Raw genomic sequence first — 17,068 nt, forward strand, 5'->3', positions numbered from 1 at the left:
AAGCTCGTGACAGGGTGAAGAGGTTCGGTTAATTGCGGGCCGGCCCGGGCGAGCGGCCGGCCCGCAATTCGAGTAGCGACTGCACGAGGAACAAATCATGGCGGCTTCGCCCGAAAACATCGCATCGCTGGACGCCGTCGCCGGCAGGTATGCGGCGCTGCTCTGCGATGTGTGGGGCGTGGTCCACAATGGCGTCGACGCCTTTCCCGACGCAAGTGCTGCGCTGAAGCGGGCGCGCGACAAGGGCGTCGCGGTGGTGCTGATCACCAATTCGCCGCGCCCGCACGAAGGCGTCGAGGCGCAGCTCAGGACGCTCGGCGTGCCGGACGATGCCTGGGACCGCGTCGTCACCTCCGGCGACGTGACGCGCGACCTGATCCGCGAAGCGCCGCGAAAACTGTTCCACCTCGGGCCGGAGCGCGAACTCGCGATCTATGACGGCATCGATGTCGAACTGGTCGAGGAATTCGAGGCGCAGGCGGTGGTCTGCACCGGGCTGTTCGACGACGAGACGGAGACGCCGGAGGAATATGCCGAAATGCTGCGGCGTTTCCGGTCGCGCAACCTGCCCTTCATCTGCGCCAATCCCGATATCGTGGTGGAGCGCGGGGAGCGGCTGATCTGGTGCGCCGGCGCGCTGGCGCGGGATTACGCGCAGCTCGGTGGCCGCACGCTGGTTTCGGGCAAGCCGCACCGGCCGATCTACGAAGCGGCGTTGAAGGCGGCGAGCGAGGTGCTCGGCCGCGAGATCGCCCGCTCCGAGGCGCTGGCGATCGGCGACGGTATGCTGACCGACATCAAGGGCGCGGCCGACCAGGGCATCGGCGCGCTCTACGTCTCCGGCGGCATCCACGCCAGCGACTACGGCCATCCGCTTGCGCCCGACCAGGAGCGCCTGGCGGAGTTCCTGGCCAAGCACGGCGCGACCCCCGTCGCCACCATTCCGCGGCTGCGTTAGGCGTCTGCGCGATGGGCTTCAGGCGCATTCCCGGCGATGAGAGGCTGCCAGCTTCCCTGCGAGGCGGCGTGGTGGCGATCGGCAATTTCGACGGAGTGCACCGCGGCCACCAGTCCGTGCTGGAGCGCGCGCTGGATGAAGCGCGCCGCCGCGGCGCGCCGGCTCTGGTGCTGACCTTCGAGCCGCATCCGCGAAAAGTGTTTCGCCCCGATGTGCCGCTGTTCATCCTGACGCCGCCGCCGATGAAGGCGCGGCTGCTGGCCGATCTGGGTTTCGACGCGGTCGTGGAGCAGGCGTTCACGCGCGACTTCGCCAGCCTCGACGCCGAGGCGTTCGTGACCAGGGTGCTCGAGGAAAACCTCGGCATCAGCCATTCGGTGACCGGCTTCGACTTCCATTTCGGCAAGAACCGGCAGGGCGGCCCGGCCTATCTGATGGCAGCGGGAGAGCGGCACGGTTTCGGCGTGACGCTGGTCGATGCTTTTCGCGACGAGGGCGCCGAGATCGTTTCCTCCAGCCGCATACGCGAGCTGCTTGCTGAGGGCGACGTGGCGCAAGCCGCCGGCCTGCTCGGCTACCGCTTCACAATCGAGGCGGAGGTGACCCAGGGAAAACAGCTCGGCCGCACGCTGGGCTTTCCGACGGCCAACATGGTCCTGCCGCCGGAGGCCGAACTGAAACACGGCATCTATGCGGTAAGGCTGCGCCGCGCCGACGGTTCCCTGCATGACGGGGTGGCGAGTTTCGGCCGCCGCCCGACCGTCGACGAAAACGGCGCACCGTTGCTCGAGACGTTCGTGTTTGACCATTCCGGCGATTTTTACGGCGAAACCTGCCAAGTGTCGCTGTTCGGCTATTTGCGCGGCGAAGTGAAATTCGACGGGCTCGACGCGCTGGTGGTGCAGATGAAGCGCGACGAGGAAGAGGCGAGGGCGCTCTTGGCCAGCGTCAGCCCGCTCAGCGAACTGGATGCGAAGGTGGCGTTTTAGTGAGCAGGTTGCGATCCGCTACCGAAGAAACCGTGCGTCAATCGGATGGGCCGTCGTGCTGACAATGCCGATCCCCTCGCGGCCCAGCAATGCTGGATTGAGCAGATAGTTCTTCGTGAACGGAACTATGACGCACGGAATTTCCATCACCGCATGCTTGCCGGCGGCGATGAAATTCGTGCCAATCTGTCTGGTTGCGGCCAGATCGTCCCGCCAGTTCGACGGCAAGTCCGGAACGCTGATGCTCACGGTGTCAGGCGCCTGGATTTCCAGAAGCTGGTAAGTCGGCGGCAGATCGTCGGCATCGATGTGCACGAGAATCTCCAGCAGCGCTGTGGCGGGATGATCTGCGCAATAGACGACGGGCGTGTTTTTAACATTCCAGCGACCGGCACTGACTATGCCGCCTCGGCCCGATAAATCAGCGAAGCTGGAAATCCGCCATAGGCGCATCTAGGAGAACATTCCGTAGTCGATACGATGGAGTTCCTCTTCAACGAGAGTAGCTCCGGTCTCCGACTGTAGGAGTTCAATGGGGGCCTCGTTGAGTACTCTGCTTCGCTTGCGCAACCAACGCTGGGCTTTTTCATGATTGGCAAAAACACGATCTGCCATCGCTGAAATTCTTTCAAGCCGCAGCACGCGATCGGATTCAGACGTGGTCAGGCGCTGATTGAGTTCTTTCCGGCGCGCCAGCGTTCGACGCGGAGCAACGATCCTGTAGATTTCGTCGTTGGTGAAACCGAGCGCTTTCAAATTGTCGATGCTGTCGGGGGGAAGCTGAAACCTTCCCGGGGCGACCTCGCCTTCCCGAAACCCGCCATGCGGCGTGCTGATCTGCTCCCATGCTCCGGAAGTGGGAGATTTGTCCTTGGGCTTTCGAACCTGACCTGCCTTCGCCATCGAAGTGTTCCTTGCCAGTTGCCCATGAATATAGGCGCAAATGGCACAGAACGCAAAAGGGCGAAATGCCCTTTATTCCCGGCCGCGTCTCCGCTAAAAGCGCCGCCATGACATTTTTCGCGCGCTTCATAGCTGCCATACGAATTACTAGCCCGGTCTTCCGGACGGCCTGAGTTTCTGCAGGCTGCCGGAGGCTCCGGGAGTTTTTTGGCGGCGCGCTCTCGCGCTTTTCCCAGATCGTGATAGTTGAACGCCCGAGGCCGCACGCGGCCGGGCAAACTCATGGCTAGATGATGACCGACACGTCCGAAAAGATCGATTATTCGAAAACGCTCTATCTACCGCAGACGGAATTTCCGATGCGCGCCGGGCTGCCCGAAAGGGAGCCGCTGCTGGTCAAGCGCTGGCAGGATATGGGCATGTACAAGCGCCTGCGCGAGGACGCCGCCGGCCGCGAGAAATACGTGCTGCATGACGGCCCGCCCTACGCCAACGGCAACATCCATATCGGGCACGCGCTGAACAAGATCTTGAAGGACGTCATCACCCGTTCGTTCCAGATGCGCGGCTACGATAGCAACTACGTGCCCGGCTGGGACTGCCACGGCCTGCCGATCGAATGGAAGATCGAAGAGGAGAACTACCGCTCCAAGGGCAAGGCGAAGCCTGACCTTTCCGAGCCGGCTGCGATGATCGAGTTCCGCAAGGAATGCCGCGCCTATGCGGAAAAGTGGATCAACGTCCAGGGCGAGGAGTTCCAGCGGCTTGGCGTGGTCGGCGATTTCGACAATCCGTACCTGACCATGGCGTATCATGCCGAGGCGCGGATTGCCGGCGAGTTGTTGAAATTCGCGATGAGCGGGCAGCTCTATCGCGGCTCGAAGCCGGTGATGTGGAGCGTGGTGGAGCGCACCGCGCTGGCTGAGGCCGAGGTCGAGTACCAGGATTACGAGAGCGACACGATCTGGGTGAAGTTTCCGGTGGTGGAGGCGGAAATCGCCGAGACGCGTCGGAAAAATGACCCGGATAGAGCGGCGCTCCGGCTAGGGCAATTGAAGTCGGCATCGGTTCTCATCTGGACGACGACTCCTTGGACGATCCCGGGCAATCGGGCTGTGAGTTACTCCCCTCGGATAGAGTACGGCCTCTATGAAGTGTCGACGGCGGAGAATTCCTTTGGCCCGCAGCCGGGCGACAAACTTGTTCTGGCGAATGCGCTCGTCGACGACTGCGCAGCCAAGGCAAAGGTCACTTTGGCTCTGCTCACGCACCTTGAGAAGTCGGAACTTGCATCGATGACACTGGCTCACCCGCTGGCGGGTTGGCGCCCCTCCTCCCCCCTTGCGGGGGAGCTGTCGGCGGAGCCGGCGGAAGGGGGTGGAGACGAAGCGCTCGGTTCTTCGCGGACACAGTATTCTGCACCACCCCCACCCGGCCCTTCGGGCCACCCTCCCCGCAAGGGGGAGGGAGGGCAACCCTATTCTTTCCCCGTCCCGCTGCTCCCCGGCGAGCATGTCACCGACGACGCCGGCACTGGCTTCGTCCACACAGCGCCTAGCCATGGCCGCGAGGATTTTGACGCCTGGACGGATGCGGCGCGGGAGCTTGAGGCGAGGGGGATCGAGACAGGAATCCCCTTCACGGTCGACGATGCCGGCTTTTTCACCAAGGACGCGCCCGGCTTTGGGCCGGACCGTCCGGGCGGGGCGGCGCGCGTTGTCGACGACAACGGCAAGAAGGGCGACGCCAACAAGGCGGTCATCGACGCGCTGATCGAGAACAACATGCTGTTCGCGCGCGGGCGGCTTAAGCACCAGTACCCGCATAGCTGGCGTTCGAAGAAGCCGGTGATCTTCCGCAACACGCCGCAGTGGTTTGTCCATATGGACAAGGAGTTGGGCGGGTTTGGTGCGATTGGCCAATCGCCGAAGCCCGACACGCTCCGCTCCCGTGCCCTTGCCGCCATCGACGCGACGCGTTTCGTTCCCGCCGCCGGGCAGACGCGGCTGCGCGCCATGATCGAGGAGCGGCCGGACTGGGTGCTGTCGCGCCAGCGCGCCTGGGGCGTGCCGATCGCGATCTTCGCCGATGCCGACGGCAATGTGCTGAAGGACGAGGCGGTCAATGCCCGCATCGTCGAGGCATTCGAGAAAGAGGGCGCCGACGCCTGGTTCGCGGAAGGCGCGCGCGAGCGTTTTCTCGGCAGCCGAGCCAACGAGCCGTGGACGATGGTCAAGGACATCCTCGACGTCTGGTTCGATTCGGGCTCGACGCACGTCTTCACGCTGGAGGACAGGCCCGACCTGAAATGGCCGGCCGACGTCTATCTAGAAGGCTCCGACCAGCATCGCGGCTGGTTCCACTCGTCGCTGCTCGAAAGCTGCGGCACGCGCGGCCGCGCGCCATACGACACAGTCGTCACCCATGGCTTCACCATGGACGAGGACGGGCGGAAAATGTCGAAGTCGCTCGGCAACACGGTCGTTCCGCAGGACGTGATGAAGCAGTCGGGCGCCGACATTCTGCGCCTGTGGGTGATGACGACCGATTATTGGGAAGACCAGCGGCTCGGCAAGAACGTGCTGCAGACCAATATCGACGCTTATCGCAAGCTGCGGAATACGATCCGCTGGATGCTCGGCACGCTCGCGCATGACGAGGCCGACGTCGTGCCGGTGAAGGAGATGCCGGAACTGGAGCAGCTGATGCTGCACCGGCTGGCGGAGATCGACGAGATCGTGCGCGCCGGCTACGACGCCTTCGAATTCAAGCGCATCACGCGGGCGCTGATCGATTTCATGGTGGTCGAGCTTTCGGCCTTCTATTTCGATATCCGCAAGGACGCGCTCTACTGCGACGCGCCGTCGAGCGTGAAGCGCAAATCGGCGGTGCAAGTGGTGCGCCATCTGTTCGATCACCTCGCGACCTGGCTGGCGCCGATGCTGCCCTTCACCATGGAAGAGGCCTGGCTGGAGCGCTATCCCGACGCCGAGTCCGTGCATCTGGAGCAGTTCCGCGCCGTGCCTTCCGACTGGAAGAACGAGGCGCTGGCGGAGAAATGGAAAAAGATCCGGCAGGTCCGGCGCGTCGTCACCGGTGCGCTGGAGATCGAACGGGCGAAGAAGACAATCGGCTCGTCGCTGGAGGCGGTGCCGGCGGTCTATATGGACAACACCGCGCTCGAAACCGCCATCCGCGACGTCGACATGGCCGAAATGGCGATCACCAGCGACCTCGTCATCTCGCACGAAAGCGCCCCGGCGGACGGCTTCAGGCTTGACGATGTGGCGGGCGTTGCGGTCGTCGTCGAGAAGGCGGCGGAACGCGGGCTGGTCAAGTGCGCGCGCTCCTGGCGCTACACCGGCGATGTCGGCAGCGACCGGGAGTTTCCGGACGTTTCGGCCCGCGACGCGGCCGCACTCAGGGAACTGCAGGCGCTGGGCCGGCTGTAACCGGTGCAAAAACGCAACGGCGGCCGGCGCATTGCCGGCCGCGCGTTGCCGTTAACAAATGGTTGAGGTAGAAGCGCGAAACTCCGGCCGACAAATTGTCGCCGGATTTTCATCGGATGGACATAGCCGGCAAGACTCGGCTTTTGGGTCGCCAACAATCGCGAGGCGGGGGTTCAGTGAAGTTTTCTGGCAAGATCGTGGGCAATCGGGCACGGCTGGCGGTACTTTCGCCGCTGCTCGTTTCCGGCCTCGCGCTTTCGGGGTGCATGGGTTCGCCGACCTACGGCACGGACAAGACCGCCAACGAACAGCTCGTCGGCGACGTGACGGGCATCCTTTCGCTCGGCCCCAAGCAGCGCCCGCGGATCGACTACAAGCCGCGCCCGGAACTGGTCAAGCCGTCTCCCGCCGCCGTGCAGAACCTTCCGCCGCCGCAGGATTCCGTCGCCACCGTGGGAAACCCGAACTGGCCGGAATCGCCGGAGCAGAAGCGGGCAAGGGTCGTGGCCAACGCGACCGAGAACCGCGACAAGCCCGGCTTCAGGCCCGAGATCGTCAACGACATTGTCGACGGACCGGCTACGTCGACGCCGCGCGCTCGCTCGGCCAAGGCCGACGATTCTGGCATAATGTCGCCCGTCGCGGCCGAGCAGGAGAGCGAAGCCTTCAAGAAGAAGCTCGTCGAAACGCGCCAGGGCAGTCCGACCTCGCGCAAATATCTGAGCGAGCCGCCGCTTGTCTATCGCCAGCCGTCCGAGACGGCGCCGACGGACGATATCGGCGAGGACGAAGTCAAGAAGGAACGCCGCCGCAAGGCCGCGGCCCGCAAGGGCGGCGATTGGTCCTGGCGCGACCTGATACCGGGCGTGTGATTACTATTCGCGGCGCGATCTGAAAAAATCGCGCAGGATAGCCGAGGCGTTCCGTTCGCCGATGCCCGGATAGATTTCGGGCGCATGGTGGCAGGTGGGCGAGGAAAAGAAGCGCACGCCGCTGACCACCGCACCGCCTTTTTCGTCCGACGCCCCGAAATAGAGCCGCCTGATGCGGGCGAACGAGATGGCGCCGGCGCACATGGCGCAGGGCTCCAGCGTCACGTAGAGGTCCATGCCGCCGAGCCGTTCGGCGGAGTGTTTCGCCGCCGCCTCGCGGATGACCAGCATTTCGGCGTGGGCGGTGGGATCGCTGAGTTCGCGGGTGCGGTTTCCGGCGCTGGCGACGACTTCGCCGCCGCTGGTGATGACCGCGCCGACCGGCACTTCGCCGCGCACGGCCGCGGCCTCCGCCTCGGCAAGCGCCAAGCCCATGAAATCCGGACGCTTCACGCTTCGTCCATCCCCGAATTCTCCTCGCAACGCCACGGCGTTCCTGTTATCTACCGCCCCGGAAAGGCAAACGCCACATGGCCGACGACGACAAGAAATTTACCCGCAAGAGCGGCCCTAAACCGTCCGGCCCGCGCCCCGGCCCGAAGAAGGGCGGCAAGCCCGGTTTTGCCGGCAAGCCGCGTTTCGAAGGCGGCAAGCCTTTCGAGAAGCGCGAAGGCGCGGCCAAGAAGCCGTTCGCCAAGCGCCGCGACGAGGCGGCCGGCGACGAGCGGCCGAAGCGTGAGTTCAATCGCGACGACCGTCCGCGCGCGGCTGGCGATGCCCGGCCCGAACGCAGCGGCGCGCCCTTCCGCAAGGGTCCGCGTCCGGAGGGCAAGCCGTATCAGAAACGCGAAGGCGCTGCCGAATCGCGCCCCGGCCGCTTCGAGCGCGGCGTGCGTGAAGGCGGCGAGCGGGCGGAGGGCGGCGAGAGAACATTTCGGCCAAGGCCGGAAGGAAAGCCGTTTGTCAGGCGCGCGGAGCGAAGCGAAGAGGCGGGCGGCGAGCGTCCGGCCCGCCGTTTCGACCGCGCACAAAATGCGCGCGACGGCGCCGCCGAGCGGCGCCCGCGGCCCGAGGGTTTCAAACCAAGCGGCGACCGCAAGCCGTTTGCGCGGCCTCGCGAAACGACCGAAGAGGCGCCCGGCGAGCGCATCGCCAAGCGGCTTGCGCGCGTCGGCATCGCCTCGCGCCGCGACGCCGAGGAACTGATCGCCGCCGGCCGCGTCAGGGTCAACGGCAAGGTGCTGGCGTCGCCCGCATTCAACGTGATGCCGGACGACACGATCGAGCTCGACGGAACCGCAATTCCGCCGATCGAGCGCACGCGGCTCTTCCTGTTCCACAAGCCGGCGGGCGTGGTGACCACCAATCGCGACCCGGAGGGCCGCAAGACCGTTTTCGACCTGCTGCCGGAAAATCTGCCGCGGCTGATGACGATCGGCCGGCTCGACATCAACACCGAGGGCCTGCTGCTGCTCACCAACGATGGCGGGCTGTCGCGGGTGCTGGAGCTGCCGGCGACGGGCTGGCTCAGGCGCTACCGCGCGCGGGTGCACGGCAAGGTCGACGAGAAGCAGCTCGCCGGCCTGAAGGACGGCATGGCGGTCGACGGCGTGTTCTACGGTTCGATCGAAGCCTCGCTCGACCGCGAGCAGGGCTCGAACGCCTGGCTGACCATCGGCCTGCGCGAGGGCAAGAATCGCGAGGTGAAGAACATCCTCGGCGCGCTCGGCCTCGACGTGACCCGGCTGATCCGCATCTCCTACGGTCCGTTCCAGCTCGGCGAATTGCCGGAGGGGCATGTCCAGGAAATCAGCGGCCGCATGCTGCGCGACCAGCTCGGCGAGCGGCTTGTCGAGGAGTCGGGCGCGAATTTCGACGCCGACATCGTAAAGCCGTTCTCCAACAAGCCGGTGCGGCGGGAATATGCCAAGCCGGTCGAAGTGGCGCCGGAGCGCGGACCGCGTACGCCGCGGCCGGAACGCATCGGCGAGGGCGGCCTGATCAAGAACCGCAAACGCGACAATGAGCGCCATCGCGAGGATATGCTCGGGCGGCTGCAGACGAAGCCGGACCGCCCCGCGCGACCGGATCGCGGAGAACGGCCCGAGCGCGGACCGAAGCCGGGATTCGGCGACAAGCCACGGGGAAAGAAGGCCGGCGAGCGCGAAACGCGCCCGATCGAGCCGCCGGGCGGCCGCAAGGCCAATGTCTGGATGGCGCCGGGCGCACGGCCGATCGGCAAGGGCCGCGCCGCGGCCGAAAAGGCCGAGCACGAGGCCCGCAAGGCGAGCAAGGCAAGCTACGGCAAGCCGAAATTCGGCAAGCCGGGCGGCGGCAAACCCGGCTTCGGCAAGCCGCGCGGTGACGATTCCAGAGGCGGCGAAAAGCCAAGGGACGGCGGCGACAGGCCGTCGGGGCCGCGCAAGGGAAGGCCCGATGCGGATCGTCGGCGGTGAGTTTCGCGGCCGGCCGCTGGCCGCGCCGCGCACCGGCGCCATCCGCCCGACCACCGACCGCACCCGCGAGGCGGTGTTCAACGTGCTTGCGCACCGCTTTCCGCAAAGCCTTGATAACGCGCGGGTTCTCGACCTGTTTGCGGGGACCGGCGCGCTCGGGCTGGAGGCCATGTCGCGGGGTGCGGCCTTCTGCATGTTCATCGAGGATTCGGCCGAGGGGCGCGGCCTGATCCGCGAAAACGTCGAGGCCTTCGGCCTCACCGGCCGCACCAAGATATTCCGCCGCGACGCGACCGGCCTCGGCGAGGCCGGGACGGTGCAGCCTTTCGGTCTTGTGTTCGCCGATCCGCCCTACGGCAAAGGTCTCGGCGAGCGGGCGCTGCGTTCGGCGCGGGACGGCGGCTGGCTGGCTCCGGGCGCGCTCTGCGTCATCGAGGAAGCGGCCGCAGCCGCCTTCGATCCGGGCGATGGCTTTTCGGTTGTCGACGAGCGCGACTACGGCGACACCACCATACGCTTCATCGAATCCGCCTGAATCCGGCCTCCTTCGCGCCCATTATGACCAACAATTAACTTTCCGCCGGGCCGCCGCACTGCATATACCGTCCTACCTATTGATGCGCAGGAGCCGCCGATGAAGTCCGATGCTCTGGAGCCAGATTCCATTCCGATGGTATCGGAATGGAGCTCCAATTCGTTATTCCGACGCATGATCTTGTCCGAAAAGTCTGCAACTTTTCGGGATCATGCTCTATTCTTGCCCCAGCGCGGACGGCGTGCGCTCGCCGGCTGCGTGCTGCTGGCTGCAGCATTCTTGCCGGGGGCGGCCGCCTTGGCTGAAACGGCGGGCCAGCCTCAGCAGCAGCAAGTGGCAAATTTCCTGCTCGATAACGGCATGGAAGTGGTGGTGATCCCGGACCATCGCGCCCCGATCGTCACCCACATGGTCTGGTACAAGATCGGCAGCGCCGACGAGCCACCCGGCCAATCCGGAATCGCGCATTTCTTCGAGCATCTGATGTTCAAAGGGACCTCGAAGCATAAGGCAGGAGAGTTCGGCGCGAAAATCGCGGAGATCGGCGGCAGCGAGAACGCCTTCACCTCCTACGACTACACCGCTTACTTCCAGCAGGTTTCGCCCGAAGCGCTCGAGACGATGATGTCGTTCGAGGCCGATCGCATGCGCAACCTGATCCTGACCGACAAGGTGATCAGCCCCGAGCGGGACGTGATCCTGGAGGAGCGGCGCTCTCGCGTCGAGGGCGATCCGGACGGGTTGCTCAGCGAGGAGATCCAGGCGACGCTGTTCCAGAACCATCCCTACCGCATCCCGGTCATCGGCTGGATGCACGAGATGGAAAAGCTGAACCGCGCCGACGCCGTGGCCTTCTACGACCGCTATTACGCGCCGAACAATGCGGTGCTGATCGTGGCGGGCGATGTCGAGCCGGAGGCGGTGCGCATGCTGGCCGAAAAGACGTTCGGCGAGGTGCCGCCCGGGCCCGACCTGCCACCGCGCGTGCGCCCCACTGAACCGGAGCAGAACACCGCGCGCACCGTGACCCTGACCGATTCGCGCGTGTCGGTTCCGAGCGTTTCCAGGTTCTGGGTAACGCCGTCCTACAACAATGCCGAGCCCGGCGAAGCCGAAGCGCTGGACCTCCTGTCGGAAATCCTCGGCGGCGGCACGAGGAGCAGGCTCTATCAGGCGCTGGTGGTGAAGGACCGGATCGCCTCCGGCGCGGGCGCCTATTTCAGCGGAACGATGCTCGATTCGTCGAGTTTTACGGTCTACGGTGCGCCGCACGGCGCGGAGGGGCTGGACAGAGTGGAAGCCGCTATCGACGTCGAGATCGCGCGCATCGTCAGCAGCGGCGTGACCGATGCGGAACTTGAAAACGCGAAGGATCGTTTCGTGCGCAGCATGATCTTTGCGCGGGACAACCAATCGAATATGGCAAACATATACGGACAGACGCTGGCCACCGGCGGAACCGTGGAGGACGTGCAGGAATGGCCCGACCGGATCATGGCGGTGACCGCGGACCAGGTGCAGGCCGTGGCCGCCAAATATCTGAATCCGGATGTTTCGGTGACCGGCTATCTGCTTCCCGAACCGACCGCGCGGAATTGAGCAGGGCCCGGATGAACAGCATGGCTCAGACGTCGGATATGCGGTTGCGAGCGGGCCCTTTCACCTGGACCTTGTTCCTGGCCCTGGTTTTCCTCGTCCTGCCGGCGATCGCGCCGGCCAGGGCCGAGGTCCGCATCCAGGAGGTGAAATCGCAAAGCGGCGTAACCGCCTGGCTGGTGGAAGACTATTCGGTGCCGATCATCGCCATCCGCTTCGCCTTCGAAGGCGGCAGCACGCAGGATCCTGCGGGCAAGGAGGGTCTGGCAAACCTGATGACAGGATTGTTCGACGAGGGTGCGGGCGATCTCGACAGCGAAGCCTTCCAGATCCAGCTCGACGATGCCGGCGCCGAGATGGGGTTCGGCGCGAGCCGCGATTACATCTACGGGTCGATGCGGATGCTGGCCGAGCGCAAGGACGAGGCGCTGGCGCTTCTGCAACTCGCCATCGAGAGGCCCCGCTTCGACGCCGCCCCGATCGAGCGCATTCGCGCCCAGATCGTCTCGGGCATAGTTTCCAGCGCCAAGGATCCCGAAACGGCCGCGCAATACCGCTGGGCGACCGCGCTTTATGGCGACCATCCCTATTCCCGCCGCGACGAGGGTACCGAGCAATCGCTGGCAACGATCACCGCGGATGATTTGCGGGCCTTCCACAAGGCGAATTTTGCCCGCGAAAACCTGCGTGTCGCGGTGGTCGGCGCCATCGACGCCGAAACGCTTCGCGGCGAGTTGGACAGGCTATTTTCAGGCCTGCCGGAAAAACCCGCCCTGCAGCCCGTCAATTATGTGAAGCCGAAACTCGCCCAGGAAGTCCGCGTCGACTACGTCCTGCCGCAGGCCTCGCTGCAGCTTGCCTATCCGGGGATCGAACGCGAGGAGCCCGAATTCTTCGGCGCCGTGCTGATGAACCATGTGCTCGGCGGCGGCTCGTTCTCGTCGCGCCTGTTCGACGAAGTGCGCGAACGGCGCGGACTCACCTACGGGATAAGCTCTTCCATCGTCAATCACGAGCACGCCACGGCCTTGGTGATCGGCACGTCGACCCGCGCCGACAAGGCCGACGAGACGCTGGCAGTCATCCGCGACGTGGTGCGCAGGATGGCCGAGGAGGGGCCGACGGAGGCGGAACTCGAGGCAGCCAAGAAATACCTGATCGGCTCCTATGCGATCAACAATCTCGACTCTTCGAGCTCCATAGCCGCAACGCTGGTCGAGTTGCAGACAGAAGATCTCGGTATCGACTACATCGATCGGCGCGCCGGCCTGATCAACGCGGTGACGCTGGAGGATGCACGGGCGGCGGCGAGGAAACTCCTGTCGGCCGAACCCGCCGTGCTTGTCGTCGGCGGGAAGCCAGCCAGCGGGAACAAGGGATGAGCCCGACATTCGCGGTGGCCTTCGGTGGTGGCGGCGCCCGCGGGCTCGCTCATATCCATGTCATCGAGACGCTCGACGAACTGGGCATCCGGCCGGTCTCCATTTCCGGATCGTCGATCGGCGCCATCATGGGCGCGGGCATGGCCGCCGGCATGACCGGCAGGGAAATCCACGAGTTTTCCCGCTCGATTCTTGGACGGCGCACCGAGGTCGCGACCCGCATGTGGCGCGCCCGGCCAGGCAGCTTCGCCGATTTCATGGAAACCGGGATACGCGTCAGCCAGTTCAACATCGAGCGCATCCTCAGGGCGTTCCTGCCCGACGCCATTCCCGACACGTTCGAGGAACTGGAAATCCCGCTCAAGATCACCGCTACCGATTTCTTCGGCCACAGCCTGTCGGTGTTCAGCGAGGGCGACCTGCATTCCGCCCTGGCGGCGTCGGCTGCCATCCCGGCGGTGTTCCGCCCGGTTCGGCGCGACGGAAGGCTGCTTATCGACGGCGGCATTTATAATCCCGTTCCCTTCGATCTGGTCACCGGCGAGGCCGACATCGTCATCGCCATCGACGTCGTCGGCGCGCCGGACGAGAACGGCCGCAAGCGGCCCAATTCGATCGACCTGATGTTCGGCGCGTCGCAGTTGATGATGCAGTCGATCACCGCGAGCAAGCTGCTTCAGAGCCAGCCCGACATATTCCTGCGCCCCCCGGTTTCGCGGTTCCGCGCGCTCAATTTCCTGAAAATCGACGCGGTGATGCTTGAGACGGCCGGCATCAAGGAAGAGCTGAAGCATGCGGTGGAAAAGGCCGTAGCCGTGCGCCGGAAGCTCGAGCAATTGTAGCTGCGCCGCGATTGCGGTCCGCGCTGTTGAGCACAGCCGTGTTCAGGCTCGTGTCAGCTCCGTCGCCTAGCTCGGTTGCGCATCAATTTTTGTCGTTGTCGCTCAAGCTGCCGGCGAACCTGTCGGGACACGGGTGCTGCAGGATCAATTTCAGGCATATGAGTTCGCTTAAGTCTATCTTGCTTCGGCGATCCACTGGTGCGCAGGTCCGGCTCTTCAGTCCGCTCTAGGTAATCGACGGCTTGATCGACCAATTGATTAATATCAACCTTGGCTTCTAGTTTGAAATCGCAACTTTGAAGTGCTGCTATGATGATAAGCAGGATGATCCCAAGGACGCTCGTGCTCTTGCCACGCAGTGGGGCGATAGCCTTGCCCAACTCAGGATTGATAGCCGCCGCCTGCTGGTACAGTTCATCGCCGGACAGACGATCAACATGAGCTTTGTCGAGTAGATCGGTAAATTGGCGGAGCATGTCGGCAGAGAACTGCGGTCCTTGCAGCATGCGCATCACGCCGTCCGCAGTATCGAATACCCCGTCTATCGTGGACGCCATCTTGCCGCAACGCGGACAGGTTTCCTTATTGTTGCTCAGCCGCAGGCTACGGACGTTTCCCTGAATAGAGATCAGTCGCGAGGCGAACAGGTTTCCGCAATGCTCACAATATGCCGGAATTTGAACCATTTGCCCCTCCAACCTGATCAAAAGAGCATCAACCCGGATGCTGCGCAAGTTCCGGGCGTGTCCGGCCTATAGCGTTTGCGGCGGGGGCCTGTGGCCTCTTGCGCCATTGCACAAGCAGGGGCGGGGCAATAGATGGTGCAGGCAACCGCATGCGCCGCCCGTGCGAACCGAACAGGATTGACCGATGAACGAAGCGCCCGACGCCGCAAAACTGACCGACCGGGTCGCAGCCCTGGTGGACGCAGCGAAGGCCGCGGGCGCCGACGCCGCCGACGCGGTCGCCGTGCGGAGCCGTTCGACAGGCGTGTCGGTTCGGCTCGGCAAGGTCGAGGCAACCGAGGCTTCCGAGAGCGAGGATGTTTCGCTGCGGGTCTTCATCGGCCAGCGCGTCGCGAGCGTTTCGGCGACCGCCGCATCCGACCCGAGGATGCTGGCCGAACGCGCAGTGGCGATGGCCAAGGTTTCGCCGGAGGACCCCTACCAGGGCCTGGCCGACGCCACGCTGCTCGCCACCGAAATCCGCGATCTCGACCTGTTCGACCCGACCGCCGTTTCCGTCGAGAAGCTGAAGCAGGATGCGCTCGCCGCCGAGGAAGCGGCGCTGGCGGTGCCGGGCGTCACCAATTCCAGCGGCAGCAGCGCCAGCGCCGGCCTCGGCGGCATGGTGCTCGCCACCTCGCACGGTTTTCTCGGCCATTATGTCGGCACCCGCTTTTCGCGCTCCACCAGCGTTATCGCTGGCGAAGGCACCGCCATGGAGCGCGACTACGAGTACTCCTCGCGCCAGCACTTCGCCGATCTCGATTCGCCGCAATGGATCGGGCGCGAGGCGGCCGAGCGCGCCGTCCGCAGGCTGAACGCCCGCAAGGCGAAGACTGGCCCGGTGGACGTAGTGTTCGATCCGCGCGTGGCGCGCGGCATCGCCGGCCATCTCGCCGGCGCGATCAACGGCGCCTCCGTCGCGCGCAAGACCAGCTTCCTGCGCGACATGATGGGCAAGCAGGTGGCGGCCGCCGCAATCACGGTCATCGACGAACCGCTCCGCGTGCGGGGCCAGGCATCGCGGCCATTCGACGGCGAAGGGGTCGAAGGCCAGAAGCTGACGATGGTCGAAAAAGGCGTGCTCAAGCACTGGTTCCTGTCGACTTCTGCGGCGAAGGAGCTCGGGCTGAAAACCAATGGCCGCGGCTCACGCAGCGGATCGTCTGTATCGCCGTCGTCGACAAACCTCTCGATCGAGCCGGGGGAAAGAACGCCCGAAGAACTGATCGCATCGCTGAAAAGCGGCTTCTACGTCACCGAAGTGTTCGGCCAGGGCGTCAACATGATCACCGGCGAATACAGCCGCGGCGCGTCCGGCTTCTGGATCGAGAACGGCGAGCTCGCCTATCCGGTTTCCGAAGTGACCATCGCCTCCAACCTCAAGGACATGTTCCTGAACATGGTCCCCGCAAGCGACCTCGACCGCAACTTCGCCACCGCCGCGCCGACCCTGCTGATCGAAGGAATGACCCTTGCAGGCAGCTGACCGAGTGGACGCGGCCGAGATGATCAGCGACCTGCCGCTGCTGCGGGAGGCGGCGCGCGAGGCCGGCAAGATTGCGCTGCGCTACTTCAGGCAAAGCCCGGAAGTGTGGATGAAGACTGGCCAATCGCCGGTCAGCGAAGCCGATTTTGCTGTCGACCGCTATTTGCGCGAGACGCTTCTTGCCGCCCGGCCGAACTATGGCTGGCTCTCGGAGGAGACGCTCGATTCGGCAGAGCGGCTGGGTTCGCGGCGCCTCTTCGTGGTCGATCCGATCGACGGCACGCGCGGCTTTCTCGACGGCAGGACCGCATGGTGCGTCAGCATCGCGGTCGTGGAGGAAGGCGCGCCGATAGCGGGCGTGCTCGAATGCCCGGCGCGCGAGGAGACTTTCTGGGCGGTTCCCGGCATGGGCGCGCAGAAGAACGGCATACCGCTCAAGGTCCGCGACATCGGCGATGCGCCGGAGATCGCCGGGCCCAAGCAGATGATCAATGCGATGCCGCAGAATTGGCGCGAGCGCTGCCGGCCGATCAGCTACATACCTTCGCTGGCCTACCGGATAGCGATGATCGCGGACGGCAAGCTCGATGCGACCTTCGTCAAGCCGAACGCCCAGGACTGGGATCTTGCCGCCGCCGATCTGATCCTGCGCGAGGCCGGAGGCAAGGTGTTGACCTACAAGGCGAAGCCCCCGGTCTATGGCGGCGCGGTCACCACGCACGGCAAGCTCGTCGCCGGCAGCGGCAGGCTTTTGGACGTGATGGGCCGCGTCATCGCCGACGAGGCGTAACCAAGCTGGAAATGGTTTCAAACCGGACCGAACTGCTTTAGACAAATGGCGGTTCGCCGAACATGGATTCAGGAAAGAC

15 protein-coding genes are annotated in these 17,068 nt (G+C 64.8%); 11 read left to right on the forward strand and 4 right to left on the reverse strand.

Annotation, left to right across the window (positions count from 1 at the left end; translation table 11 throughout):
* Window positions 1-97: 97 nt before the first annotated feature.
* Together ACG873_RS07470 and ACG873_RS07475 are read left to right on the forward strand one after the other, a co-directional pair.
* Window positions 98-958 carry a TIGR01459 family HAD-type hydrolase gene (locus tag ACG873_RS07470; RefSeq protein WP_394891146.1) on the forward strand — a complete coding sequence of 287 codons (861 nt, stop codon included), beginning with the start codon at window positions 98-100 and terminating at the stop codon, window positions 956-958.
* An 11-nt stretch (window positions 959-969) separates the two neighbouring features.
* A complete protein-coding gene (locus ACG873_RS07475; RefSeq protein ID WP_394891147.1) occupies window positions 970-1,947 on the forward strand; it encodes a bifunctional riboflavin kinase/FAD synthetase in 978 nt (325 codons plus the stop codon).
* Between the two features lie 18 nt (window positions 1,948-1,965).
* Here ACG873_RS07475 and ACG873_RS07480 read toward each other — a convergent pair whose 3' ends face one another.
* On the reverse strand, window positions 1,966-2,400 hold the full coding sequence (locus tag ACG873_RS07480) for an RES family NAD+ phosphorylase (protein ID WP_394891148.1): 435 nt from the start codon (window positions 2,398-2,400) through the stop codon (window positions 1,966-1,968).
* Window positions 2,401-2,850: an antitoxin Xre/MbcA/ParS toxin-binding domain-containing protein gene (locus tag ACG873_RS07485; RefSeq protein WP_394891149.1), complete on the reverse strand. Its 450-nt coding sequence runs from the start codon at window positions 2,848-2,850 to the stop codon at window positions 2,401-2,403.
* A 293-nt stretch (window positions 2,851-3,143) separates the two neighbouring features.
* On the opposite strand from ACG873_RS07485, the gene ileS reads away from it, so the two are divergent.
* Together ileS and ACG873_RS07495 are read left to right on the forward strand one after the other, a co-directional pair.
* Window positions 3,144-6,302, forward strand: a complete 3,159-nt coding sequence (ileS, locus tag ACG873_RS07490; RefSeq protein WP_394893393.1) for an isoleucine--tRNA ligase — start codon at window positions 3,144-3,146, stop codon at window positions 6,300-6,302.
* A 176-nt stretch (window positions 6,303-6,478) separates the two neighbouring features.
* Window positions 6,479-7,174 carry a hypothetical protein gene (locus ACG873_RS07495; protein WP_394891150.1) on the forward strand — a complete coding sequence of 232 codons (696 nt, stop codon included), beginning with the start codon at window positions 6,479-6,481 and terminating at the stop codon, window positions 7,172-7,174.
* Between the two features lie 3 nt (window positions 7,175-7,177).
* Here the strand turns inward: ACG873_RS07495 and ACG873_RS07500 are convergent, their stop codons facing one another.
* Window positions 7,178-7,627 carry a nucleoside deaminase gene (locus ACG873_RS07500; protein ID WP_394891151.1) on the reverse strand — a complete coding sequence of 150 codons (450 nt, stop codon included), beginning with the start codon at window positions 7,625-7,627 and terminating at the stop codon, window positions 7,178-7,180.
* A gap of 77 nt (window positions 7,628-7,704) precedes the next feature.
* Here ACG873_RS07500 and ACG873_RS07505 point away from each other — a divergent pair, with 77 nt between their 5' ends.
* The 5 genes from ACG873_RS07505 to ACG873_RS07525 all read left to right on the forward strand — a co-directional run bounded on the left by ACG873_RS07505 (window position 7,705) and on the right by ACG873_RS07525 (window position 13,985).
* Complete coding sequence (locus ACG873_RS07505; protein WP_394891152.1) at window positions 7,705-9,630, forward strand: pseudouridine synthase; 1,926 nt, start codon at window positions 7,705-7,707, stop codon at window positions 9,628-9,630.
* Window positions 9,611-10,165: a 16S rRNA (guanine(966)-N(2))-methyltransferase RsmD gene (rsmD, locus tag ACG873_RS07510; protein ID WP_394891153.1), complete on the forward strand. Its 555-nt coding sequence runs from the start codon at window positions 9,611-9,613 to the stop codon at window positions 10,163-10,165. Before ACG873_RS07505 ends, rsmD begins: the two co-directional genes overlap by 20 nt.
* Window positions 10,166-10,339: 174 nt before the next feature.
* Window positions 10,340-11,764, forward strand: coding sequence for a M16 family metallopeptidase (locus ACG873_RS07515; RefSeq protein WP_394891154.1), 1,425 nt, complete (start codon window positions 10,340-10,342; stop codon window positions 11,762-11,764).
* 20 nt (window positions 11,765-11,784) lie between these two features.
* On the forward strand, window positions 11,785-13,143 hold the full coding sequence (locus tag ACG873_RS07520) for a M16 family metallopeptidase (RefSeq protein WP_394891155.1): 1,359 nt from the start codon (window positions 11,785-11,787) through the stop codon (window positions 13,141-13,143).
* Window positions 13,140-13,985, forward strand: coding sequence for a patatin-like phospholipase family protein (locus ACG873_RS07525; protein ID WP_394891156.1), 846 nt, complete (start codon window positions 13,140-13,142; stop codon window positions 13,983-13,985). The genes ACG873_RS07520 and ACG873_RS07525 overlap by 4 nt, the downstream gene beginning before the upstream one ends.
* A 53-nt stretch (window positions 13,986-14,038) precedes the next feature.
* On the opposite strand, the gene ACG873_RS07530 is transcribed toward ACG873_RS07525, so the two are convergent.
* Window positions 14,039-14,671, reverse strand: coding sequence for a hypothetical protein (locus ACG873_RS07530; RefSeq protein ID WP_394891157.1), 633 nt, complete (start codon window positions 14,669-14,671; stop codon window positions 14,039-14,041).
* 184 nt (window positions 14,672-14,855) lie between these two features.
* On the opposite strand from ACG873_RS07530, the gene ACG873_RS07535 reads away from it, so the two are divergent.
* The gene (locus ACG873_RS07535; RefSeq protein ID WP_394891158.1) at window positions 14,856-16,199 is read left to right on the forward strand and encodes a TldD/PmbA family protein; all 1,344 of its coding nucleotides are present in this window, start codon (window positions 14,856-14,858) and stop codon (window positions 16,197-16,199) included.
* The gene (locus tag ACG873_RS07540; RefSeq protein ID WP_394891159.1) at window positions 16,186-16,989 is read left to right on the forward strand and encodes a 3'(2'),5'-bisphosphate nucleotidase CysQ; all 804 of its coding nucleotides are present in this window, start codon (window positions 16,186-16,188) and stop codon (window positions 16,987-16,989) included. Before ACG873_RS07535 ends, ACG873_RS07540 begins: the two co-directional genes overlap by 14 nt.
* The last annotated feature ends 79 nt before the right edge of the window (window positions 16,990-17,068 follow it).

Origin of the sequence: Allomesorhizobium aridi, assembly GCF_043769475.1 — a bacterium.
In the GTDB taxonomy this organism is placed as follows: domain Bacteria; phylum Pseudomonadota; class Alphaproteobacteria; order Rhizobiales; family Rhizobiaceae; genus Allomesorhizobium.